Genomic DNA, 21,419 nt, shown 5'->3' with positions numbered 1-21,419 from the left:
TTTTTGTGTGGCGTCTTGTAACGACATAGCGGCACTCCCTGTGACTGGGGCCCGCGTCTTATATAGATGCAACAAGACTAGTGCGCGGACCCGAGGTCGACAAATTCTAAATACTGAAGGTGGCGTTCGATTAAATAGATGGCTTGCGCCCGCCATGGGGTTGTTCCCGGGCAACGGTCAAAAACGGATCCACCAGCACCGGTCGCGCGGTGCCGCGTCGCCAGGCCAGACCGACATCGAGGGTCTGGCTCAAGTCGGCAATTGGCCGCGCTTCGATGATGTCGCCCTCCAGTGACCACGGGCGATAGGTCATGTCGGGCTGGATCGACACGCCCAGTCCGGCGGCCACCAGGCTTCGCACCGCTTCGGTCGAGGCGGTGCGCAAGGTAATGCGCGGTTGCAGGCCCGCGCCGGTCCACAGGCGCTGGGCATTGCGATCCATTTCATCGACGTTAAGTTGAATCAGCGGCTCGCGGGCTACGTCGGCGAGGTTGATGCTGTCGTGTTCCAGCAACGGATGCTGGGCCGGCAGCCATAGACGGTGGGGCGAGTGGGTCAGCACTTCGGTCTGCAAGGCGTGACGGTCTTCGAGGTTGGAGAGGATCAGCACACCGACATCGATTTCGCCACTGACCAGTAGATGCTCGATGTACGGGCGCTCGTCTTCCATCACGCGAATTTCGACGTTGGGGTAGGCGCGCTGGAAACGGGTGAGCAAATCCGCCAGGTAATAACCGGCCACCAGGCTGGTCACCCCGATAATCAACTGCCCGGCGACCTGATCGGTGCTCTGTTGCAGGCTGCGTTTGGCATTGTCCACGGTGGCCAGGATCAGGTGCGCTTGACGCAAGAACTGATGACCCTGATGGGTCAGGGTCATGCCCTTGGCGTGGCGGCTGAACAGGCTGACACCGATTTCCTCCTCCAATTGCTGGATCGCCAGGGTGAGGGTGGATTGGGAAATGAAAGCGGTTTGCGCGGCGGCGGAGATTGAGCCGGTCTCGGCCACGGCGATGAAATGACGGATCTGACGCAAGGTCATCATGGGAAGCGTATCCGGTGGGCGGTTTTTATCGATTGGTTCGAGTGTATATCGGAATTTTAGAAGGAGGCTGTGAGCTTCAAGCTTTAAGTAAAAGCAGGAGCAACATCTGGAAGCACTCTCGTCGGCAGGCCTTGGGCACTTTCGATCTAGGCTGGAGGCCTTATGGTCCGATTGAACCCTTTTTGTGGAGGCGGAAAATGAACACCCGTGGATTGCTCGATCAGCTACTCAAGTCTGGCCAGGACATGTTGCAGAACAAGGCGGGCGGGTCGCAGAACAAATCCTCCGGCGCAGGATTGGGCGGATTGCTCGGCGGTAGCGGTGGCTCGGGAGGCCTTGGCGGTTTGCTCTCTGGCGCGAGCGGCGGTGCATTGGCGGCCGGTGCCATGGGCCTGTTGCTGGGCAGCAAGAAGGCGCGCTCGGTCGGCGGCAAAGTCGCGGTCTATGGCGGCCTCGCCGCGTTGGGTGTGCTGGCCTACAAGGCCTACGGAAACTGGCAGGCCCAGCAGGGCACGGCGCCTAGGACTGAGCCGCAAACCCTCGATCGCTTGCCCGCAGCCCAAGTCGAGCAACACAGCCAGGCGATTCTCAAGGCGTTGGTGGCTGCGGCCAAGGCTGATGGTCATATAGACGAACGCGAACGCGAGCTGATCGAAGGTGAGTTCACCAAGCTCGACAATGATCAGGAGTTGCAACACTGGCTGCATGCCGAACTCAACAAACCGCTGGACCCAAGCGACGTCGCCCGTGCTGCCACCACGCCGGAAATGGCTGCGGAGATGTACATCGCCAGTGTGATGCTGGTGGACGAGGAGAGCTTTATGGAGAAGTCCTACCTTGATGAACTGGCGCGGCAGCTCAAACTTGAGCCGGGGCTGAAGGCAGAGTTGGAGAAGCAGGTGCGACAAACTTTCCTGTAATTTTTCATATCATCACGGTGTCAATGGCGACAAGTCATTGACCTTCGCGAGTGTGATGCTCGTTGGCTACTCAGGGTTTGCATCCCTGAGTAGTCGTGCCCGGTTCGGGGCCTGATATTCATTGCGAGCCGGTCAGCGACTGGTGTCTCGCGCTACGTCCTAGAAACCTGAGACCGAGGGATAAATCCTCAGGTAAACTTTCTGCGATTTTTTGGGTTCATCAGAATAATAAAATTTGCCAACTCAGTTCGCGGAGTAATTATCCATTGGAGAGAAAACTTGCAGGCAGTCCGATTAGTACTACGCTCGTCCTCTCAACGATGGGTTGTTTCCTGATAGAGAAACAGCGGAGCCCGGTCATCGTCGATGATCATTGGGGCTTGAGCCCATTGAAAACGTTACCCTTCGCATGTATCTACTCAGGACTTGCCGCATGACTTCACAAGGCCGGCTGGCGCATCTGGATGTCCTGAGAGGCATCGCAGCGATGATGGTCGTTTTGGCACACTTCATCGAAAGAACGCCACTCAAGGATAATGTTTTCTTTACCTTCGTGAACCTTGGGCAAATAGGTGTTGTGTTGTTCTTTTTGCTAAGCGGGATGGTAATACCGTATAGCCTGAAAGAGGGAAAACATGCACTAGCCGCTTTTGCAATCTCTCGATTTTTCAGGCTGTATCCGGCCTACTGGTTTTCTATTGCATTGGCGGTTATAAGTTCGTATTGGTTTTTATCGACGGGTGTATCGCTTAAAGTGCTCGCTGCTAATCTAACGATGTTTCAGGCGGTATTCAGAGTTCCGGATTTGTTTGGGGTCTATTGGACCCTGATTATAGAGATGTTCTTTTACATTTTGTGCGCGGGGCTTTTTGGTTTTGGTTTGCTCAGTCGAGCTTCTGTGCGGTTTAAAGCAGCTGTCGGGTTGCTGGTTTTAGCCTTAATATTTTCAGTGGCAAGATATTATTTGGCAAAAAAAATCCCCGTGGCAGTGCCGTTGTGTATGTCAATCATGTTTTTCGGCAGTTTCTGGCGAGAGGCCAGTTTGGGATATGCGAGCAAAGAAGTTCGTCGGTATATTTATATTTGGATGGCGTTGTTCGTTGTTTTTCTGCCGCTTATCTGTTTGCTCTCTTACAGTAATAATTACGGGTACAACGAGAATCCTTATGCCTATTTTGTTAGCTATGCGATAGGCATGATGTTTGGTGTTGTTATGACACTGTACTTTCGACTATCAATAAAAATTCTGAGCTATTTGGGTGCTATTAGTTACTCGACTTATTTGATACATCCCTTCTTTCTGGAATGGGCTGCGCATTGGGTGGACTTGAGTGCAGAGTTTAACGTTGGCGTTTTTTTGATTTACATCCTGGCGACGCTTACGCTATCGAGTATTAGTTATTCATTGATAGAGAAACCCTGTGTAAGTCTTGGGCGGAGACTCAATCTACGACTTCAGGCCGGTTTCGAGAATGAGTTGGAACTGAGACAAGAGCCCGCCGACGCGGAGGCCTCCGTTTCTGATGGAGGACGGCTGCCGCAGCTTCACAAGCGACTTTGATCCATTGGGCAAAAACACGGTGCCACAGCGGGGTCTGGGTTTTTTTTGCGAAGGAAAAGTAGTGCTCTGTGTCTTATAAATGAAACACCGCCCTCGGCTATACTCCCCGCATTTCGAAACAAGCCCGAGGATTGACTGTGAAGAACTGGACGTTGCGCCAACGCATTTTGGCGAGCTTTGCGGTAATCATCGCCATCATGCTGTTGATGGTGGTCGTCTCGTATTCCCGGCTGTTGAAGATCGAAACCAGCGAAGCCAGCATGCGCGACGACGCGCTCCCAGGCGTTTATTACAGCTCGATGATTCGCGGCGCGTGGTCCGACAGCTATCTACGAATCCAGGAAATGCTCGGCCTGAAAGAAGGGCAGGGTTTCAGCGCCGAGGACGAGAACAACTTCAAGGCCTATGCCGCTCGCCTGCAAGAGCAGATCGGTCATTACCGCGAGACCATCACGACGGACGAGGATAAGGTCGAATACTCAGCCTTCGACGAAATCCACAAAGAATACGACCGGATTCTGGCGACAGTTATCGACTTGCATAAACGCAACCAGGAAGTCGAAGCGATCAAGATGTTCAACGAACAACTGACGCCGACCTGGACCGAAGGCCGCAAGAAGATCAACGACATCCTGGTTCACAACAAATCAGTGGCCGACGCGGCAGTAGCCGCCATCGATGACGCCGTCGTCACCGCCAAAGTCATCATGGGCATTTCCCTGATATTTGCCGTACTCGCCGCCGGCCTCTGCGGCCTGCTGCTGATGCGCGCGATCATGGCGCCGATGAATCGCATCGTGCATATCCTCGAAGTCATGCGTACAGGCGACCTCAGCCGTCGCCTGAACCTGGAACGCAAGGACGAGTTCGGCGCCGTGGAAACCGGCTTTAACGACATGATGGCTGAGCTGACATCCCTGGTGTCCCAGGCCCAGCGTTCCTCGGTGCAGGTCACCACATCGGTCACCGAGATCGCCGCGACCTCCAAGCAACAGCAAGCCACCGCCACCGAAACGGCTGCCACCACTACGGAAATCGGCGCGACATCCCGCGAAATCGCGGCAACATCCCGTGATCTGGTGCGCACCATGACTGAAGTGTCCACCGCTGCCGATCAGGCTTCGGTGGCTGCCGGTTCCGGGCAGCAAGGCCTGGCGCGCATGGAAGAAACCATGCACTCGGTGATGGGCGCGGCCGATCTGGTCAACGCCAAACTGGCGATCCTCAACGAGAAGGCCGGCAACATCAACCAAGTGGTGGTGACCATCGTCAAGGTCGCTGACCAGACCAACCTGCTGTCGCTCAACGCCGCGATCGAAGCCGAGAAGGCCGGGGAGTACGGTCGCGGTTTTGCCGTGGTTGCCACTGAAGTACGACGCCTGGCGGACCAGACTGCCGTCGCCACCTACGACATCGAACAGATGGTGCGCGAGATTCAATCGGCGGTGTCGGCCGGTGTGATGGGCATGGACAAGTTTTCCGAAGAAGTGCGCCGGGGCATGTCCGAAGTGCAGCAGGTCGGCGAGCAGTTGTCGCAGATCATCCATCAGGTTCAGGCGCTGGCGCCGCGGGTATTGATGGTCAATGAAGGCATGCAGGCCCAGGCCACCGGCGCCGAACAGATCAACCACGCGCTGGTGCAATTGGGCGATGCCAGCAGCCAGACCGTGGAATCCCTGCGCCAGGCCAGTTTCGCCATCGACGAGCTAAGCCAGGTGGCCGTCGGGCTGCGCAGTGGCGTTTCGCGATTCAAAGTCTGATGAGCGAACTCACGGCCAAACGCACTGCGGTGAAGCAGGCGTTGCACGCGTTGTTTCTGGTGTTCCGCATCGGCAGCGAGCGTTATGCCTTGCAGGCCATCGAAGTCGCGGAAGTGCTGCCGCGTGTGCCCCTGAAGCCGATTCCCCACGCGCCCGATTGGGTCGCCGGGGTTTTCGCCTATCGCGGTGCGGTGGTGCCAGTGATCGACCTGTGCGCGTTGACCTTTGGTACGCCTGCGCAAGCGCGTACCAGCACTCGGTTGGTACTCGTCCATTACCGTGCGGAGGAAAGTGCAGACGTGAAATTGCTCGGGTTGATTCTGGAGCAGGCCACCGACACCTTGCGCTGCAATCCGACGGATTTTAAGCCCTATGGCTTGGACAATCGTCAGGCGCCATACCTCGGGCCTGTTCGTGAAGATGCCCAGGGCTTGCTGCAATGGGTGCGGGTCGCCGATCTGCTGGATGAGCGAGTTCGCGCACTGTTGTTTCCAACTCCGCCGCTGGATCTGGCATTGCTTGAGGAGCAGCGATGAACAGCGATCAGCGGTTTTTCGATTTTCTCAAGGAGCGCATCGGCCTCGACGTGACCTCGGTGGGCCCGGCGATCATCGAGCGGGCGGTGCGCCAGCGCAGTGCCGCGTCGAATGCGCAGACGGCCGACGAATACTGGCGCACCTTGCAAGGATCAAGCGACGAGCAACAAGCGCTGATCGAAGCGGTGATCGTCCCGGAAACCTGGTTTTTCCGTTACCCGGAATCCTTCTTCACCTTGGCGAAACTGGCGAGTAAACGCCTGGCCGACATCAACCACATGCGCGCCCTGCGGATCCTCAGTCTGCCGTGCTCCACCGGTGAAGAGCCGTACTCGATTGCGATGGCGCTGCTGGATGCCGGGTTCAAGCCGCATCAGTTCAAGGTCGAAGGCATGGATGTCAGCCCGCTGTCAGTGGAAAAGGCCCGGCGTGCGCTGTACGGCAAGAACTCCTTTCGCGGCCAGGACCTTAGCTTTCGTGACCGGCATTTCATTGCCGAACATGAGGCTTATCGACTCAGCGGCCGGGTCCAGGAGCAAGTGCGTTTGCAGGTCGGTAACCTGCTCGATCCGACATTGCTGGCCAACGAGCCCGCCTATGACTTCGTGTTCTGCCGCAACCTGCTGATTTATTTCGACCTGCCGACGCAAAAACAGGTGTTCGAGGTGCTCAAGCGCCTGACCCATGTCGATGGCGTGCTGTTTATCGGTCCGGCCGAGGGCAGTTTGCTGGGGCGTTTGGGCATGCGCTCGATTGGCATCGCGCAATCCTTTGCCTTCAGTCGCCAAAGCGCGCCAGAGCCCGAACCTCTGCCGGCATTCGTTCCCACACCATTGCCAACGCCACAACCCGTGCGCAAGATCGCACCAGTACCGACTCAACGGCGCCCGTTCGCCAGCGTTGCGCAGACATCGCACTCGGCTAAGCCGAACATATCCGACGCCGCCGCGCTGCTAGCAAACATCGCCGCGCTCGCCAACGAGGGCAAAAGCGCCGAAGCCCGCGCCGCCTGCGAAAGTTATTTGCGCCACCACGAACCGCTCGCCCAGGTGTTTTACTGGCTGGGACTGCTCAGCGATGTCGCCGGCAGCCTCCTCGAAGCCCAGGGGTTTTATCGCAAGGCGTTGTACCTCGAACCGCAACATTCGGACGCGCTGATGCACCTGGCCGCCTTGCTGCAATCCCAGGGTGACACGGTCGGTGCCAGACGATTGCAGGACCGCGCCGCCCGCAGCCAGCGCGCCGCTGACAGTGAGCGTAAACGATGATCGCCTCCGACACCTTTAGCGTCACCCGTGAAGATGCCCAGGCCATCGACGACTGCTGGAACCGCATCGGTATTCATGGCGACAAATCCTGCCCGCTGCTGACCGAACACATTCATTGCCGCAATTGCGCGGTGTACTCGGCGGCCGCCACGCGTCTGCTGGATCGTTACGCGTTACAGCAGGAGGATCGCGCGCAAGTCTCCACTGCGGTCGAGGTCGAGGTTAAAACCCGCTCGCTGCTGATGTTTCGCCTCGGCGAAGAGTGGCTGGGTCTGGCCACTCGCAGTCTGGTGGAAGTGGCGCCGTTGCAAGCCATTCACTCATTGCCGCATCAACGTTCCCGGGCGTTGCTCGGTGTGGCGAATGTGCGTGGAGCGCTGGTCGCGTGCCTGTCTTTGGTTGAATTGCTGGGACTGGATGGCATCAGCAGCGTGGCCTCGGGCGCGCGGGTCCTGCCGCGCATGCTGATCATCGCCGCCCACGGTGGGCCGGTGGTGGTGCCGGTGGACGAAGTGGACGGCATCCACGCCATCGACGAGCGCATCCTCGATGCGGAGTCTCGCTCCGGCCCGCAGGCCAATGCCAAATACACCCGTGGCGTGCTGCAGTTCAAAGGTCGTAGCCTGCGTTGGCTGGATGAAGAACAGCTGTTGTCCGCCGTGACCCGGAGCCTCACATGACCCCCGAGCAGATGCGCGACGCCTCTTTGCTGGAGCTGTTCAGCCTGGAAGCCGAGGCTCAGACCCAGGTGCTGAGCGCCGGTCTGTTGGCGCTGGAACGTAATCCGACCCAGGCCGATCAACTTGAATCGTGCATGCGCGCGGCGCATTCGCTCAAAGGTGCGGCGCGAATCGTCGGCGTCGATGCCGGTGTCAGCGTCGCCCATGTCATGGAAGATTGCCTGGTCAGCGCTCAGGAAGGGCGGCTCTACCTGCGCCCGGAACACATCGATGCGCTGCTGCAAGGCACCGATTTGCTGATGCGCATCGCCACACCGAACAGCGCGCCGGGGTCTGCGGAAATCGAAGCCTATGTGACATTGATGGGGCGTTTGCTCGATCCGATGGCCGCTGCCATACCCAACATGACACCGGCCGCGCCGGTGATGGCAGAGCTACAACTCGAAGCACCAGCCGCGCCCGTTATTGAAGAGCCAGCCCCTGTCACTGAACCGCTATCGGCGTCTCCGAAGCAGACCAAGCGCACCACCGAAAATGGCGAGCGCGTATTGCGGGTCACTGCCGAGCGCCTGAACAGCCTGCTCGATTTGTCGAGCAAATCCCTGGTGGAAACCCTGCGGCTCAAACCGCACCTGGCGACCATGCAACGGCTCAAGCGCATCCAGAACAACAGCCTGCGCGCGCTGGAAAATCTCAACGTCCATCTCAAGGATCACACCCTGAGCCTCGAAGCCCAGGAAGCCCTAGAAGATGCGCGTCGTCTGCTGGCGGAATCCCAGCAATTGCTGGTGGAAAAAAACGCCGAACTGGATGAATTCGCCTGGCAGGCCAGTCAGCGCGCACAAGTGTTGTACGACACCGCGCTGGCTTGTCGCATGCGGCCGTTCGCCGATGTCTTGACCGGACAGGTGCGCATGGTTCGCGATCTCGGCCGCAGTCTCGGCAAGCAAGTGCGCCTGGAGATCGAGGGCGAGAAGACCCAGGTCGATCGCGACGTGCTGGAAAAGCTCGAAGCGCCGTTGACGCATCTGCTGCGCAACGCCGTCGATCACGGCATCGAAACCCCGGAACAACGCCTGTTGGCCGGCAAACCGGCGGAAGGCCTGATTCGCCTGCGCGCCTCCCATCAGGCCGGTTTGCTGGTGCTGCAACTGAGCGATGACGGTAACGGTGTGGATCTGGAAAAAGTCCGCCGCAGTATCGTCGAACGCCAGTTGTCCCCGGCCGAAACTGCTGCGCAATTGAGTGAAGAGGAGCTGTTGACGTTCCTGTTCCTGCCCGGTTTCAGTTTGCGCGACACGGTCACTGAAGTTTCCGGTCGTGGCGTCGGCCTCGATGCGGTGCAGCACATGGTCCGCCAGTTACGTGGCGCAGTGGTGCTGGAGCAGACGGCGGGCGAGGGCAGTCGCTTCCATCTGGAAGTGCCGCTGACCCTGTCGGTGGTGCGCAGTCTGGTGGTGGAAGTAGGCGACGAAGCCTATGCCTTTCCGCTGGCCCACATCGAGCGCATGTGCGATCTGGAGCCGGCGGACATCGTTCAGGTCGAGGGCCGCCAGCATTTCTGGCACGAGGGCCGGCATGTCGGGCTGGTCGCGGCCAGTCAGTTGTTGCAGCGTCCGGCGAGTCAGGGCAGCCAGCAAACCCTGAAGGTCGTGGTGATCCGCGAGCGCGATGCGGTTTACGGCGTGGCGGTGGAGCGTTTTATCGGTGAGCGGACGCTGGTGGTGTTACCGCTGGATGAACGTCTGGGCAAGGTCCAGGACATTTCCGCCGGCGCCTTGCTCGACGACGGTTCGGTGGTGTTGATCGTCGACGTCGAAGACATGCTGCGTTCGGTGGACAAACTGCTCAATACCGGGCGTCTGGAGCGCATTGCCCGGCACGGTAACCAGGCCGTCGAAGCGGCGCGCAAGCGGGTTCTGGTGGTCGATGACTCCCTCACCGTGCGCGAACTGCAACGCAAGTTGTTGCTCAATCGCGGCTATGACGTGGCCGTGGCGGTCGACGGCATGGATGGCTGGAATGCCCTGCGCTCTGAGGATTTCGACCTGCTGATCACCGACATCGACATGCCACGCATGGACGGCATCGAACTGGTGTCGTTGTTGCGTCGGGATAGCCGTCTGCAATCGCTGCCGGTGATGGTGGTGTCGTACAAGGATCGTGAAGAAGATCGCCGTCGTGGACTGGATGCCGGAGCCGACTATTATCTAGCCAAGGCCAGTTTTCATGATGATGCCCTGCTCGATGCAGTGGTTGAGCTCATAGGAGGAGCGCGGGCATGAAGATCGCAATCGTCAACGACATGCCCATGGCGGTGGAGGCTCTGCGCCGGGCGCTGGCTTTCGAGCCGGCGCATCAGGTGATCTGGGTTGCCAGCAATGGCGAGGAAGCGGTGCAAAAGTGCGCCGAACAGACGCCGGACCTGATTCTGATGGATCTGATCATGCCGGTGATGGACGGCGTGGAGGCCACCCGGCGGATCATGGCGCAAACGCCGTGCGCCATCGTCATCGTCACCGTGGATCGCCAACAGAACGTGCACCGGGTGTTCGAAGCCATGGGCCATGGCGCCCTGGACGTGGTCGATACCCCGACCCTCGGTGCCGGCAACGCCCAGGAGGCGGCGGCGCCGTTGCTGCGCAAGATCATGAACATCGGCTGGTTGATTGGCGATAAAGGTCATCGGGAGCGGTCGGCCCCCGGTCCGGCACGTAGTTCGGGCTCGCGTCAGGGTCTGATCGCCATTGGTTCATCCGCTGGCGGACCGGCAGCGCTGGAAGTCCTGCTTAAAGGGCTGCCGCGCGATTTTTCTCCGGCCATCGTTCTGGTGCAGCACGTTGACCAAGTGTTCGCCGCCGGCATGGCCGAATGGCTCGGCAGCGCCAGCGGGCTCAATGTGCGCCTGGCCCAGGAAGGCGAAACGCCGCAAAGCGGAACCGTGTTGCTGGCCGGCACCAACCACCATATTCGTTTGTTGAAAAACGGCACGCTGGCCTACACCGCCGAACCGGTCAACGAGATCTATCGGCCCTCGATCGATGTGTTTTTCGAGAGCGTGGCCAATTACTGGAACGGTGATGCGGTAGGCGTTTTGCTTACGGGCATGGGGCGAGATGGTGCGCAAGGGCTTAAACTCATGCGCCAACAGGGTTACCTGACCATCGCGCAGGACCAACAAAGCAGTGCGGTGTATGGCATGCCGAAGGCGGCTGCGGCCATCGACGCCGCCGTGGAAGTACGCCCGCTGGAAAAGATAGCGTCACGATTGCTGGAGATTTTTCCCAAATGACCACCCTTGGCAATCCTGGCTCAAGTAGTAATCAGGTGATCGCACATGAATGATTTACAGCTCGACGACTTCAAGACTGACGAAAACGCCGCCATGGTGTTGCTGGTGGACGATCAGGCAATGATCGGCGAGGCAGTGCGACGCGGGCTGTCGAACGAAGAAAACATCGACTTCCATTTCTGCGCCGACCCGCATCAGGCCATAGCCCAGGCGGTTCGTATCAAGCCGACGGTGATCCTGCAGGATCTGGTCATGCCCGGCCTTGACGGCCTGAGCCTGGTGCGCGAATACCGCAATCATCCGGCGACCAAAGACATTCCGATCATCGTCCTGTCGACCAAGGAAGACCCGCTGATCAAAAGCGCGGCGTTCGCGGCCGGGGCCAACGATTATCTGGTCAAACTGCCGGACAACATCGAGCTGGTGGCGCGCATTCGCTATCACTCGCGCTCCTACATGACCTTGCTGCAACGAGACGCGGCGTACCGCGCCTTGCGCGTCAGCCAGCAGCAATTGCTCGATACCAACCTGGTGCTGCAACGCCTGATGAACTCCGACGGCCTGACCGGGCTGTCGAACCGCCGGCATTTTGATGAATACCTGGAGCTTGAGTGGCGCCGCTCGCTGCGTGAGCAGAGCCAGTTGTCGTTGTTGATGATCGACGTCGATTACTTCAAGACCTACAACGACACCTTCGGTCACCTGGAGGGCGACGAAGCCCTGCGTCAGGTCGCCGCGGCGATCCGCGAAGCCAGCGCCCGACCGTCGGACCTCCCGGCCCGTTATGGCGGCGAAGAGTTTGCCCTGGTATTGCCTAATACTTCACTAGGTGGTGCGCGGCTGGTGGCGGAAAAACTGCGCATGACCGTGGCGGCGCTGAAGATCCCCCACATTTCCCCGACCGAAGGGTCAAGCCTCACCATCAGCATCGGCCTGTCGACCATCACCCCGACACCCGGCAGCAACTGCCGCGAATTGATCTCGGCGGCGGACAAAGGGCTGTACCTGGCGAAGCACAATGGGCGTAATCAGGTGGGCATCGCCTGATTTGGCGAACACCCCCTGTAGGAGCTGCCGAAGGCTGCGATCTTTTGATCTTGAAAAACAACATCAAAAGATCGCAGCCTTCGGCAGCTCCTACAAATGTTTGCCTCGATCCCCCAAACCATTCGCCGCTAAAGCCGCCAGGCGGGCTGCCGTGACAGTCTTATTACGTTATACTCGCCGGCTTTCAAAAGTTCGCCAACGAGTGCTGCCCGCCATGGAAATCAACCCGATCCTTAACACCATCAAGGACCTGTCCGAGCGCTCCGAAACCATTCGGGGGTATCTTTGACTACGATCAAAAGCATGAGCGTCTGACCGAGGTCAATCGCGAGCTTGAAGATCCGAGTGTCTGGAACAAACCTGAGTACGCCCAGGAGCTGGGCCGCGAGCGCTCTGCGCTGGCGCAGATCGTCGAAACCCTGGACGAACTGACCACCGGTCTGGCCGATTGCCGCGACCTGCTGGACATGGCCGTCGAAGAAAACGACGAAGGCGCAGTCGACGATGTCGTCGCCGAACTGGCCCGTCTCGAGGAAAACCTCGCCAAGCTTGAATTCCGTCGCATGTTCAGCCACGAAATGGACCCGAACAACGCGTACCTGGACATCCAGGCCGGTTCCGGCGGCACCGAAGCCCAGGACTGGGCCAACATCCTGTTGCGCATGTACCTGCGCTGGGCTGACAAACGCGGTTTCGACGCGACCATCATGGAGCTGTCCGCCGGTGAAGTCGCCGGGATCAAGGGCGCCACCGTGCACATCAAGGGCGAATACGCCTTTGGCTGGCTGCGGACCGAGATCGGCGTGCACCGTCTGGTGCGCAAGAGCCCGTTCGACTCCGGCAACCGTCGCCACACCTCGTTCTCCGCGGTGTTCGTCTCGCCAGAGATCGATGACAAGGTGGAAATCGAAATCAACCCGGCAGACCTGCGGATCGACACCTATCGTTCCTCCGGTGCCGGTGGTCAGCACGTAAACACCACCGACTCGGCCGTACGTATCACCCACGTACCGACCAACACCGTAGTCAGCTGCCAGAACGAACGTTCCCAGCACGCCAACAAAGACACCGCCATGAAAATGCTGCGGGCCAAGTTGTACGAGCAGGAAATGCAGAAGCGCAACGCGGCCTCCCAGGCCCTGGAAGACACCAAGTCCGATATCGGCTGGGGTCACCAGATTCGTTCATATGTGCTGGATGCCTCGCGAATCAAGGATCTGCGCACTAACATCGAACGCAGCGACTGCGACAAGGTGCTCGATGGCGACATCGACGAATACCTGGAAGCCAGCCTGAAATCCGGGCTGTAAGCAACGCAATACGGGATCGCCCACGATCCCGTTGTAGGAGCCGGCTTGCTGGCGATCCCCAGGCCGCAGGCCCGGGGGCAACGAACCTGTGATGGAATATTTAAAGACATGAGCGACCTAGAACTCGACCCGCAAGCCCTGCAACAGGAAGAAAACTCCCTGATCGCCCTGCGCAAGGAAAAGCTTGCTGCCGAGCGCGCCAAGGGCAATGCCTTCCCGAACGACTTCCGCCGCGAAAACTACTGCGATCAACTGCAGAAACAGTACGCGGACAAGACCAAGGAAGAGCTGGCAGAGGCTGCAATCCCGGTCAAGGTTGCCGGTCGCATCATGCTCAACCGTGGCTCGTTCATGGTGATCCAGGACATGACCGGTCGCATCCAGGTCTACGTCAACCGCAAGACCCTGTCCGAAGAAACCCTGGCCGCGGTGAAAACCTGGGACATGGGCGACATCATTGCCGCCGAAGGCACCCTGGCCCGTTCCGGCAAGGGCGACCTGTACGTTGAAATGACCAACGTGCGCCTGCTGACCAAATCCCTGCGCCCGCTGCCGGACAAGCACCACGGCCTGACTGACACCGAACAGCGCTATCGCCAGCGCTACGTCGACCTGATCGTCAACGAAGACGTGCGCCAGACCTTCCGCGTGCGTTCGCAAGTCATCGCCCACATCCGCAGCTTCCTGATGAAGCGTGACTTCCTGGAAGTGGAAACGCCGATGCTGCAAACCATTCCGGGCGGCGCGGCAGCCAAGCCGTTCGAAACCCACCACAACGCGCTGGACATGGAAATGTTCCTGCGTATCGCGCCTGAGCTGTACCTCAAGCGCCTTGTTGTCGGCGGCTTCGAGAAAGTGTTCGAGATCAACCGCAACTTCCGTAACGAAGGCGTTTCGACTCGTCACAACCCTGAATTCACCATGCTGGAGTTCTACCAGGCCTACGCCGACTACGAAGACAACATGGACCTGACCGAAGAACTGTTCCGCGAACTGGCGCAGCTGGTTCTGGGCAGCACCGACGTGCCCTACGGCGACAAGGTGTTCCACTTCGGCGAGCCGTTTGTGCGTCTGTCGGTGTTCGACTCGATCCTCAAGTACAACCCTGAGTTGACTGCCGATGACCTGAACGACATCGACAAGGCTCGTGCCATCGCCAAGAAAGCCGGCGCCAAGGTGCTGGGCTTCGAAGGTCTGGGCAAGCTGCAAGTGATGATTTTCGAAGAGCTGGTCGAGCACAAGCTGGAACAGCCGCACTTCATCACCCAGTACCCGTTCGAAGTGTCGCCGCTGGCCCGTCGTAACGACGACAACCCGAACGTCACCGACCGTTTCGAGCTGTTCATCGGTGGTCGTGAAATCGCCAACGCCTACTCCGAGTTGAACGACGCGGAAGACCAGGCCGAGCGTTTCATGGCGCAGGTGGCCGACAAGGACGCTGGCGACGACGAAGCCATGCACTACGACGCCGACTTCGTGCGTGCGCTGGAGTACGGCATGCCGCCAACGGCGGGTGAAGGTATCGGCATCGACCGTCTGGTGATGTTGCTGACCAACTCACCGTCGATCCGCGACGTGATCCTGTTCCCGCACATGCGGCCGCAAGCGTAAGTGTTTTAAATAAAAAAGCCGCCTGACATGGGCGGCTTTTTATTGCCTGTCTGGTACAAACGTATCAAATGGTTACTTTGAAGTATGAGAGGAATACCGGTCGTGAACTCTGCAATTGCTCAAGAAGGTGCAGCGGGCATCGCCACTGCGGTCGCTGAAAGCGTTCAGTACCAAGGCCGCAAGGCCAGCCGACAGGGCAGCGAGCAGCGTCGTCAGGAGATTCTCGACGCAGCGATGCGCATTGTCGTGCGCGATGGCGTGCGCGCCGTGCGCCACCGCGCTGTCGCCGCCGAGGCCGGTGTGCCGCTGTCGGCCACGACCTACTACTTCAAGGACATCGATGACCTGCTCACCGATACCTTCGCCCAGTACGTGGAACGCAGCGCGGCCTACATGGCCAAGTTGTGGGTGGACAACGAAGGCTTGCTGCGGGAAATGATCGACCGTGGCGACGGCAGTCCGGCGGCTCGCTCGCGGCTGGCGGACGAAATTGCCCGGCTGATGACCGACTATGTTCACCGGCAACTGGTGACCCGACGTGAACACTTGATGGCCGAGCAAGCGTTCCGTCAGGAGGCGCTGTTGAACCCGCGCCTCGCCGGGTTGGTGCGCTCGCATCAGCAGATTCTGCTGCAGGGTTCCTGCCAGCTTTTCCAGGTGTTGGGTTCCCGCGAGCCGCATCAGGATGCCAAAGTGTTGACGGCGATAATCGGACGGATGGAATATCAGGGCCTGCTCAACGACGCCGAACCTGACGCCGAAGAGGAAATGCTCGGCATACTCACGCGTTATATGCATCTGGTGCTGGCTTCGGTTTAATCCGATTCTCTGTAGGAGCTGCCGCAGGCTGCGATCTTTTGATCTTGTTTTTGGAAAGATCAGGATCAAAAGATCGCAGCCTTCGGCAGCTCCTACAAAGGCGGTGCGATCTTCAAGGGAGTGTTGAATGAAAGCCTGGCGTGTCGTGGTGATCGCCTTGTCGTTCCTGCTGCTCAGTGGCTGCCTGGTGACCTTCAAGGAGCCGCTGCCCGAAAGCGACCCCGCGCCCAAAGGGTTGCTCGGCAAGTGGACCAGCACCAATGCCTGGGGTGAACCGCTGAGCCTGGAACTGACGCGCCTGGGCGACAATCGCTATCAGGCGGTCAGCTACTTCAGGGCCAAGCCCAAAGAGCGCGAAGCCTACCCGTTCACGGTGTCACGCCACGGCAGTCGCTGGTATTTGTCGGCGAAAGTCCCGGCGCAGTTCGGCGGGCACTTCACCATTGCCGGATTCGAACTCACCGACAAGCATGAACTGGTGGTGTACAACCTCGACCTCGAACAAATCAAACAGGCCCTCGGGCAAAAAGTCCTCAGTGGCGACAGCTTTCAGACTGACGACGGTGATGGCGTGTTGATCAACAGCCACATGGAACAGGTGTCCGCCTACCTCGACGACCCGGCCAATACCGATGTGTTCGTCGAAGTGGTGCGATACCAGCGCCAGCCCAAGGCCAAATAAACCCAGCACATAACGCTTTCTACAGGAGTTTCGGGTGGACGATTACCAGCAGTCGATACGCATTTTGTCCGATCGCATTGTGCTGGCGCAGACGCCGATCCGCGTCCTCGATGCGGTCAAATGGGATGACAACATTCGCAAGGGTTTCCTCAAGGCCAAGGGCAAGGAAATGCCGGCGGTCGACCGCGACTATTACCTCAATCGGCCGCTGTCGTTCGACTCCAGCAAAGTGAAGCTGGAGTTCCAGAACATCGAACGCGACATCACCCGCCAGCTCGGTCAGTTCAATCCGGTCGGGCAGATCATGCGCCGCATGTGCAAGGAATACCGGATGGTGGTGCGCATGCTCGAAGCGCGCGGCACCGAGGATTTCGGACTGATTTCCCAAGAGTTGTATGGCGCCGCGTCGGATGCCTTCCACGCTGGCGACCCGACCCTGTCCGACCTGGGCCTGATGCTGTCCGATTACCTGAACAACATCGACGGCCGTGGCGACCTGAAGGACGAACCGAAAACCCTCACCGCCAAAGACGCCGTCAGCATGTTGCAGCATCGTCTGAGCAAAGTGTTTGGCGAGGCGGAGGAAACCATTCGCGTGTTCGAGTCCGACGGGATCGTTGCCGATGCGGCGGCCGGCGCCGACTACATCAAGATCCGCACCGACGCGATGTTCAACGAGCGCGACGTGCGTGCCCTGGAAGTCCACGAAGGGCTGGTGCACGTTGGTACCACGCTTAACGGCCTGAACCAGCCAATCTGCACCTTCCTGTCCAAGGGCCCGCCCTCATCGACGGTGACCCAGGAAGGCCTGGCGATCCTGATGGAAATCATCACCTTCGCTTCCTACCCGAGTCGCCTGCGCAAACTGACCAACCGCACCCGCGCCATTCACATGGTGGAGGAGGGCGCCGACTTTTTGCAGGTGTTTGAGTTCTTCCGCGAACAAGGCTTCGAGATGGCCGAGAGTTATAGCAACACCAGTCGCGTTTTCCGCGGCTCGGTGCCGACAGGTCTGCCTTTTACCAAAGACTTGTCCTACCTCAAGGGCTTCATCATGATTTACAACTACATTCAGTTGGCGGTGCGTAAAGGCAAACTGGAGCAGATTCCGCTGCTGTTTTGCGGCAAAACCACACTGGAAGACATGCGCACCTTGCGCCAGTTGGTCGACGAAGGATTGGTGGTGCCACCGAAGTACCTGCCAGAGCAATTCCGCGACATGAACGCGTTGTCGGCGTGGATGTGCTTCTCCAACTTCCTCAACCACCTGAGCCTGGACCGGATCGAGGCGGATTACTCAAACATTCTGTGAGTATCACGGACCCTGTGGCGAGGGAGCTTGCTCCCGCTCGGCTGCGAAGCAGTCGTAAAACCGGTAAACGCGGTATGTCAGGTCGAACGCGGTTGCAGGTTTGGGGCTGCTCCGCAGCCCAGCGGGAGCAAGCTCCCTCGCCACAACGATTTGCTCGGTTCACGAATTTCTAATATCACCGCGAGGTTTCAACGGATGAGAATCCTCGGCATCTTCTGCCTAATCCTGGCCCTGAATGGTTGCAGCTCGCTGCTGTTCTACCCCGAACCCGGCCAGTTGTTCACCCCGGAAAAAGCCAAGCTCGAATACCGCGACGTCACGCTGATCACCGCCGACGGCCTCAAGCTGCACGCCTGGTGGCTGCCGGCGAAAAAGGGTGTCGAGGTCAAAGGCACGGTGCTGCACCTGCACGGCAACGGTGGCAATCTGCCGATGCACTTGGGTGGCAGCTATTGGTTGCCGGAACAGGGCTATCAAGTGTTGCTGGTGGACTATCGCGGTTACGGCTTGTCCGAAGGCGAGCCGAGTTTGCCGGCGATCTATCAGGACATCGACGCTGCGTTCAAATGGCTCGACCAGGCGCCCGAGGTCAAGGGCAAACCGCTGATCCTGCTGGGGCAAAGCCTTGGCGGTTCAATGGCGGTTCATTACCTGGTGCAACACCCCGAGCGACAGAAACAGCTCAAAGCATTTGTGATGGACGGCGTGCCCGCCAGCTATCGCAGTGTCGGCCGCTATGCGCTGAGCAATTCATGGGTGTTCTGGACGTTCCAGGTGCCGCTGTCGTGGCTGGTGCCAGACGGCGACAGCGCGATCAACTCCATGGCACAGCTCAATGGCGTGCCGAAACTGATCTACCACAGCATCGACGATCCGATCGTGCCTCTTTCCAACGGCATCCTTCTGTATCAAGCTGCGCCGCCGCCGCGAGTGCTGCAACTGACCCGTGGCGGTCACGTGCAGACGTTCGCCGACCCGGTCTGGCGCAAAGTCATGCTGCGCTTTCTTGAAGACCCGCAGCATTTCAACGGTCTGCGCCGCTTGGGCGAAATCCCCAATTACCCGGCGCCGCCGAATTCTGAAGATGAACCACCAGAGAGCCCGCAATGAGTGAAGAACGTAACGCCATCCCGCTGATCATCACCGGTATCTGCAGCATTCTCGGCACTGTCGCTGCCCTGTGGTGGTACGGCTACCTGCACTTCGCCAAGCCCGAGGATGCGTTGCTGCTCAACGAATTCACCATGCTCAAGACCGTGCCGGGCGAAGACTACAAAGTATCGCTGGAACCGGCGGCGCAAGTGGCCCAGTGCATCGATGGCGTGCTGGTGCTGTTCGACACCGAACAGAAAGGCCTGACCGGCGTGCTGATCAACGACCGCAAAAAAGCGGTGCGTTGCATGGGACAGGAAACGCCGCAGAAACTGGAGCCGTAGCGCGTCCGAAAAGATCGCAGCCTGCTGCAGCTCCTACAGGGGATCAATGTAAGAGCTGCCGAAGGCTGCGATCTTTTGATCTTGAAAAAACAAAGCCCCACCTGATCAAACCAGGTGGGGCTTTTTATTTGTCACCGCGAAGCGTTATTGCGTGTTGGCACTCACCGCCGAACGCGGAATCACCGGTTGGTTATCGTTGGAAATCGTCACCTCCACCCGACGGTTTTGCGCCCGGCCCGAGGTGCTGGTGTTATCCGCCACCGGGTATTCCTTGCCATAACCCTGAGCAACGATGCGCGCCGGATCGACACCCATTTTCACCAGCGCGGTGCGCACGGAGTTCGCGCGACGTTCCGACAGCGACTGGTTGTGCGACGCCGTACCGGTGCTGTCGGTGTAGCCCTCGACGATTACTTTGCGGTCCGGGTTTTCCTGGAGGTACTGTGCCAGTTTGTTGATGTTCATCAACCCGTTGGATTTCAGTTCGGCCTTGTCGGTAGCGAACAGCACGTCACCGAAAGTCACCAGCGTGCCGCGATCGGTTTGCTTGGCGTTGAGGCTGTCTTGCAGCTGTTTGATCTGCTGGTCACGGGCATCCAGGCGAGCCTGGGCGCGTTGCGCGGAAGCGTTTTCCAAATTGGCTTCAGCGGTGCGCAGGGCGATGGTCTGTTTCGCCACTTCGACACGCTGATTGGTCAGGTAAGCCAACTGATCGACTTTGGCCGGGTCTTCCTTGTCCAGGTAGGCTTTGTCGGCCTTGTCGAGGTAATCGCTCGCTTCCTTGGTTTCCAGAGCCGCAACCTTGCTCGCTTGCGGGTTGGCTTGCAGACCGGAATAGTTGGTGCGGGCCTGTTCAAGGTTGGCGTTGGGCGGCGTGGAGCAGGCAGCCAGGGCCACACTTGCGGCGAGCAGGGCAGGGATCATCAAATGTTTGGAATTCATGGTTTCGTCCTTTTAGTCGAGTAAGAAATACGTCGTGCCGCGTCCGTTTACTGAACGGTACGCTGGCTTTCCTGACGCAGTTCCTGAACCCCCTTCTGAGAGTCCTTGACGGTCTGTTCGGCTTTCATCGCCTGGGCTTTGCGCTCGGCTACGCGGGCGTCCCATTCGGCTTGCTCGGCCAGGGTTTTGGCCTGGTCATACTTCTTGTCGTGCATGGCAATTTCGGCTTGTTTGAGCTTGTCCTGCGCCGCCTTCATTTCCACTGCGGCGAATTCGGTGCCGCCCGCGCTGACCGCGTCTTTGACGGCCGATTCGGAGACAGCGAACTGCTCGGTGGGTGGATTGCCGGCGCAACCGGCCAACACGAGGCTCGCGCCGATGGCGAGCGCTGCCACTTTCAGGCCGTGCAACGGGGTAGACGAAGATTTGCCAGTTCGGGTTTTCATAGTGTTCAACTCCATGGGGCTAACTCCTGAACAACGTGAATATCCATCCTGGGCAAGGAGCCGAGAGCTACCGTTTCGGGGGGCGTTTTGATACGGCCGTCCCAGGCGTGGTTACGGGGTTGACCCGAGGCGTTTTTTGAAAGTTCAGAGAAATTAGCGTGCTATCGAAAAAAACTGTGACGGAGTAGACAGGGCTCTATGTCGGGAACTTTGGCGATGCGTAGCGGTATTTCCGACCTTGACAAGCCCGGAAAAACGAACTTTTTGAAGTGGAATACAGGCCACTGTGGGAGCGGGCTTGCCCGCGAAAGCGTCGTACCTGCCAATACTTATGTTGAATGGCAAACCGCCTTCGCGGGCAAGCCCGCTCCCACAGGTTTTGCGAATACTCAGTGCTTCTGCTTGTCGTTACCCGCCGACAAATCGTGCAGATGGCGTCGCGACAACGCGAGAAAACGCGGGGTCGGACCGACGTCTTCGTACAGTGGATCGCCTTCTTCGTCGGTGGCGACCACGGTCGAGCCCTTCACGTAGGGGAAGCTCTTTTCGAGTTCTTCCAGGGCGGCGCCGATCAGTTCGCCGAGCAGTTCTTCAGGTTGCCGCTTTGGGTACATCTCGGTGATGGCCGCCAGGCGTGCGGCGGCTTCCACGTCCAGATGAATCGTGTAGCCCGTTTCGGTCAGGCGACCTTTGGCGTTTTCTTCCCAATGCTGGGCAAGTTCACGAATTTTCATAATGACCTCATTGCGCTC

Annotated in this window: 20 protein-coding genes; 16 read left to right on the top strand and 4 right to left on the bottom strand. The window is 58.9% G+C overall.

The window, feature by feature from the left end; all coding sequences use genetic code 11:
• Window positions 1-130 precede the first annotated feature (130 nt).
• A complete protein-coding gene (locus NL64_RS24990; protein ID WP_034150751.1) occupies window positions 131-1,045 on the bottom strand; it encodes a LysR family transcriptional regulator in 915 nt (304 codons plus the stop codon).
• A gap of 197 nt (window positions 1,046-1,242) precedes the next feature.
• Here NL64_RS24990 and NL64_RS24985 point away from each other — a divergent pair, with 197 nt between their 5' ends.
• From NL64_RS24985 to NL64_RS24905, 16 genes are all read left to right on the top strand, one after another.
• Complete coding sequence (locus NL64_RS24985) at window positions 1,243-1,965, top strand: tellurite resistance TerB family protein (protein WP_034150750.1); 723 nt, start codon at window positions 1,243-1,245, stop codon at window positions 1,963-1,965.
• 433 nt (window positions 1,966-2,398) lie between these two features.
• Window positions 2,399-3,526 carry an acyltransferase family protein gene (locus NL64_RS24980; RefSeq protein WP_080758124.1) on the top strand — a complete coding sequence of 376 codons (1,128 nt, stop codon included), beginning with the start codon at window positions 2,399-2,401 and terminating at the stop codon, window positions 3,524-3,526.
• 137 nt (window positions 3,527-3,663) lie between these two features.
• Window positions 3,664-5,286: a methyl-accepting chemotaxis protein gene (locus NL64_RS24975; RefSeq protein WP_034150749.1), complete on the top strand. Its 1,623-nt coding sequence runs from the start codon at window positions 3,664-3,666 to the stop codon at window positions 5,284-5,286.
• On the top strand, window positions 5,286-5,822 hold the full coding sequence (locus NL64_RS24970) for a chemotaxis protein CheW (protein ID WP_034150748.1): 537 nt from the start codon (window positions 5,286-5,288) through the stop codon (window positions 5,820-5,822). Before NL64_RS24975 ends, NL64_RS24970 begins: the two co-directional genes overlap by 1 nt.
• Window positions 5,819-7,090 (top strand): CheR family methyltransferase, encoded by a 1,272-nt coding sequence (locus NL64_RS24965; protein ID WP_034150747.1) that lies wholly within the window; start codon window positions 5,819-5,821, stop codon window positions 7,088-7,090. The genes NL64_RS24970 and NL64_RS24965 overlap by 4 nt, the downstream gene beginning before the upstream one ends.
• A complete protein-coding gene (locus NL64_RS24960; RefSeq protein WP_034150746.1) occupies window positions 7,087-7,770 on the top strand; it encodes a chemotaxis protein CheW in 684 nt (227 codons plus the stop codon). The genes NL64_RS24965 and NL64_RS24960 overlap by 4 nt, the downstream gene beginning before the upstream one ends.
• Window positions 7,767-10,055, top strand: coding sequence for a hybrid sensor histidine kinase/response regulator (locus NL64_RS24955; RefSeq protein ID WP_034150745.1), 2,289 nt, complete (start codon window positions 7,767-7,769; stop codon window positions 10,053-10,055). Before NL64_RS24960 ends, NL64_RS24955 begins: the two co-directional genes overlap by 4 nt.
• Window positions 10,052-11,062, top strand: a complete 1,011-nt coding sequence (locus NL64_RS24950) for a chemotaxis response regulator protein-glutamate methylesterase (protein ID WP_034150744.1) — start codon at window positions 10,052-10,054, stop codon at window positions 11,060-11,062. Before NL64_RS24955 ends, NL64_RS24950 begins: the two co-directional genes overlap by 4 nt.
• A 45-nt stretch (window positions 11,063-11,107) precedes the next feature.
• The gene (locus NL64_RS24945) at window positions 11,108-12,109 is read left to right on the top strand and encodes a response regulator (RefSeq protein ID WP_034150743.1); all 1,002 of its coding nucleotides are present in this window, start codon (window positions 11,108-11,110) and stop codon (window positions 12,107-12,109) included.
• A gap of 214 nt (window positions 12,110-12,323) precedes the next feature.
• Window positions 12,324-13,419 (top strand): peptide chain release factor 2 gene (gene prfB / locus NL64_RS24935; RefSeq protein ID WP_155292786.1). Its coding sequence is split into 2 segments (ribosomal slippage): window positions 12,324-12,395 and window positions 12,397-13,419, totalling 1,095 coding nucleotides; the frame shifts between segments, so codons are not numbered across the junction.
• A 108-nt stretch (window positions 13,420-13,527) separates the two neighbouring features.
• On the top strand, window positions 13,528-15,030 hold the full coding sequence (gene lysS / locus NL64_RS24930; RefSeq protein ID WP_034150741.1) for a lysine--tRNA ligase: 1,503 nt from the start codon (window positions 13,528-13,530) through the stop codon (window positions 15,028-15,030).
• A 102-nt stretch (window positions 15,031-15,132) separates the two neighbouring features.
• On the top strand, window positions 15,133-15,849 hold the full coding sequence (locus NL64_RS24925) for a TetR/AcrR family transcriptional regulator (RefSeq protein WP_034150740.1): 717 nt from the start codon (window positions 15,133-15,135) through the stop codon (window positions 15,847-15,849).
• Between the two features lie 127 nt (window positions 15,850-15,976).
• Complete coding sequence (locus NL64_RS24920; protein ID WP_034150739.1) at window positions 15,977-16,531, top strand: hypothetical protein; 555 nt, start codon at window positions 15,977-15,979, stop codon at window positions 16,529-16,531.
• A gap of 34 nt (window positions 16,532-16,565) precedes the next feature.
• Window positions 16,566-17,843: a flavohemoglobin expression-modulating QEGLA motif protein gene (locus tag NL64_RS24915; protein WP_034150738.1), complete on the top strand. Its 1,278-nt coding sequence runs from the start codon at window positions 16,566-16,568 to the stop codon at window positions 17,841-17,843.
• 195 nt (window positions 17,844-18,038) lie between these two features.
• Window positions 18,039-18,953: an alpha/beta hydrolase gene (locus NL64_RS24910; protein WP_034150737.1), complete on the top strand. Its 915-nt coding sequence runs from the start codon at window positions 18,039-18,041 to the stop codon at window positions 18,951-18,953.
• Window positions 18,950-19,279: a hypothetical protein gene (locus NL64_RS24905; RefSeq protein ID WP_034150736.1), complete on the top strand. Its 330-nt coding sequence runs from the start codon at window positions 18,950-18,952 to the stop codon at window positions 19,277-19,279. The genes NL64_RS24910 and NL64_RS24905 overlap by 4 nt, the downstream gene beginning before the upstream one ends.
• A 144-nt stretch (window positions 19,280-19,423) precedes the next feature.
• Here the strand turns inward: NL64_RS24905 and NL64_RS24900 are convergent, their stop codons facing one another.
• The 3 genes from NL64_RS24900 to NL64_RS24890 form a co-directional block, all read right to left on the bottom strand.
• The gene (locus NL64_RS24900) at window positions 19,424-20,221 is read right to left on the bottom strand and encodes an OmpA family protein (RefSeq protein ID WP_034150735.1); all 798 of its coding nucleotides are present in this window, start codon (window positions 20,219-20,221) and stop codon (window positions 19,424-19,426) included.
• Window positions 20,222-20,268: 47 nt separating this feature from the next.
• Complete coding sequence (locus NL64_RS24895; RefSeq protein ID WP_034150734.1) at window positions 20,269-20,682, bottom strand: DUF4398 domain-containing protein; 414 nt, start codon at window positions 20,680-20,682, stop codon at window positions 20,269-20,271.
• A 374-nt stretch (window positions 20,683-21,056) separates the two neighbouring features.
• A complete protein-coding gene (locus NL64_RS24890) occupies window positions 21,057-21,401 on the bottom strand; it encodes a hypothetical protein (protein WP_034150733.1) in 345 nt (114 codons plus the stop codon).
• Window positions 21,402-21,419: the final 18 nt, after the last annotated feature.

It is taken from the genome of Pseudomonas fluorescens (genome assembly GCF_000802965.1).
In the GTDB taxonomy this organism is placed as follows: Bacteria; Pseudomonadota; Gammaproteobacteria; order Pseudomonadales; family Pseudomonadaceae; genus Aquipseudomonas; species Aquipseudomonas fluorescens_A.
The sequence above is the reverse complement of the archived record's forward strand: the minus strand, read 5'-3'. Positions and strand labels throughout refer to the sequence as shown.

Bases quoted from the DNA above. Each gene is read 5' to 3' on its own strand.
- NL64_RS24990 (WP_034150751.1), bottom strand. From the start codon at position 1,045: ATGATGACCTTGCGTCAGATCCGTCATTTCATCGCCGTGGCCGAGACC.
- NL64_RS24985 (WP_034150750.1), top strand. From the start codon at position 1,243: ATGAACACCCGTGGATTGCTCGATCAGCTACTCAAGTCTGGCCAGGAC.
- NL64_RS24980 (WP_080758124.1), top strand. From the start codon at position 2,399: ATGACTTCACAAGGCCGGCTGGCGCATCTGGATGTCCTGAGAGGCATC.
- NL64_RS24970 (WP_034150748.1), top strand. From the start codon at position 5,286: ATGAGCGAACTCACGGCCAAACGCACTGCGGTGAAGCAGGCGTTGCAC.
- NL64_RS24965 (WP_034150747.1), top strand. From the start codon at position 5,819: ATGAACAGCGATCAGCGGTTTTTCGATTTTCTCAAGGAGCGCATCGGC.
- NL64_RS24960 (WP_034150746.1), top strand. From the start codon at position 7,087: ATGATCGCCTCCGACACCTTTAGCGTCACCCGTGAAGATGCCCAGGCC.
- NL64_RS24955 (WP_034150745.1), top strand. From the start codon at position 7,767: ATGACCCCCGAGCAGATGCGCGACGCCTCTTTGCTGGAGCTGTTCAGC.
- NL64_RS24950 (WP_034150744.1), top strand. From the start codon at position 10,052: ATGAAGATCGCAATCGTCAACGACATGCCCATGGCGGTGGAGGCTCTG.
- NL64_RS24945 (WP_034150743.1), top strand. From the start codon at position 11,108: ATGAATGATTTACAGCTCGACGACTTCAAGACTGACGAAAACGCCGCC.
- lysS (WP_034150741.1), top strand. From the start codon at position 13,528: ATGAGCGACCTAGAACTCGACCCGCAAGCCCTGCAACAGGAAGAAAAC.
- NL64_RS24920 (WP_034150739.1), top strand. From the start codon at position 15,977: ATGAAAGCCTGGCGTGTCGTGGTGATCGCCTTGTCGTTCCTGCTGCTC.
- NL64_RS24910 (WP_034150737.1), top strand. From the start codon at position 18,039: ATGAGAATCCTCGGCATCTTCTGCCTAATCCTGGCCCTGAATGGTTGC.
- NL64_RS24905 (WP_034150736.1), top strand. From the start codon at position 18,950: ATGAGTGAAGAACGTAACGCCATCCCGCTGATCATCACCGGTATCTGC.
- NL64_RS24900 (WP_034150735.1), bottom strand. From the start codon at position 20,221: ATGAATTCCAAACATTTGATGATCCCTGCCCTGCTCGCCGCAAGTGTG.
- NL64_RS24895 (WP_034150734.1), bottom strand. From the start codon at position 20,682: ATGGAGTTGAACACTATGAAAACCCGAACTGGCAAATCTTCGTCTACC.
- NL64_RS24890 (WP_034150733.1), bottom strand. From the start codon at position 21,401: ATGAAAATTCGTGAACTTGCCCAGCATTGGGAAGAAAACGCCAAAGGT.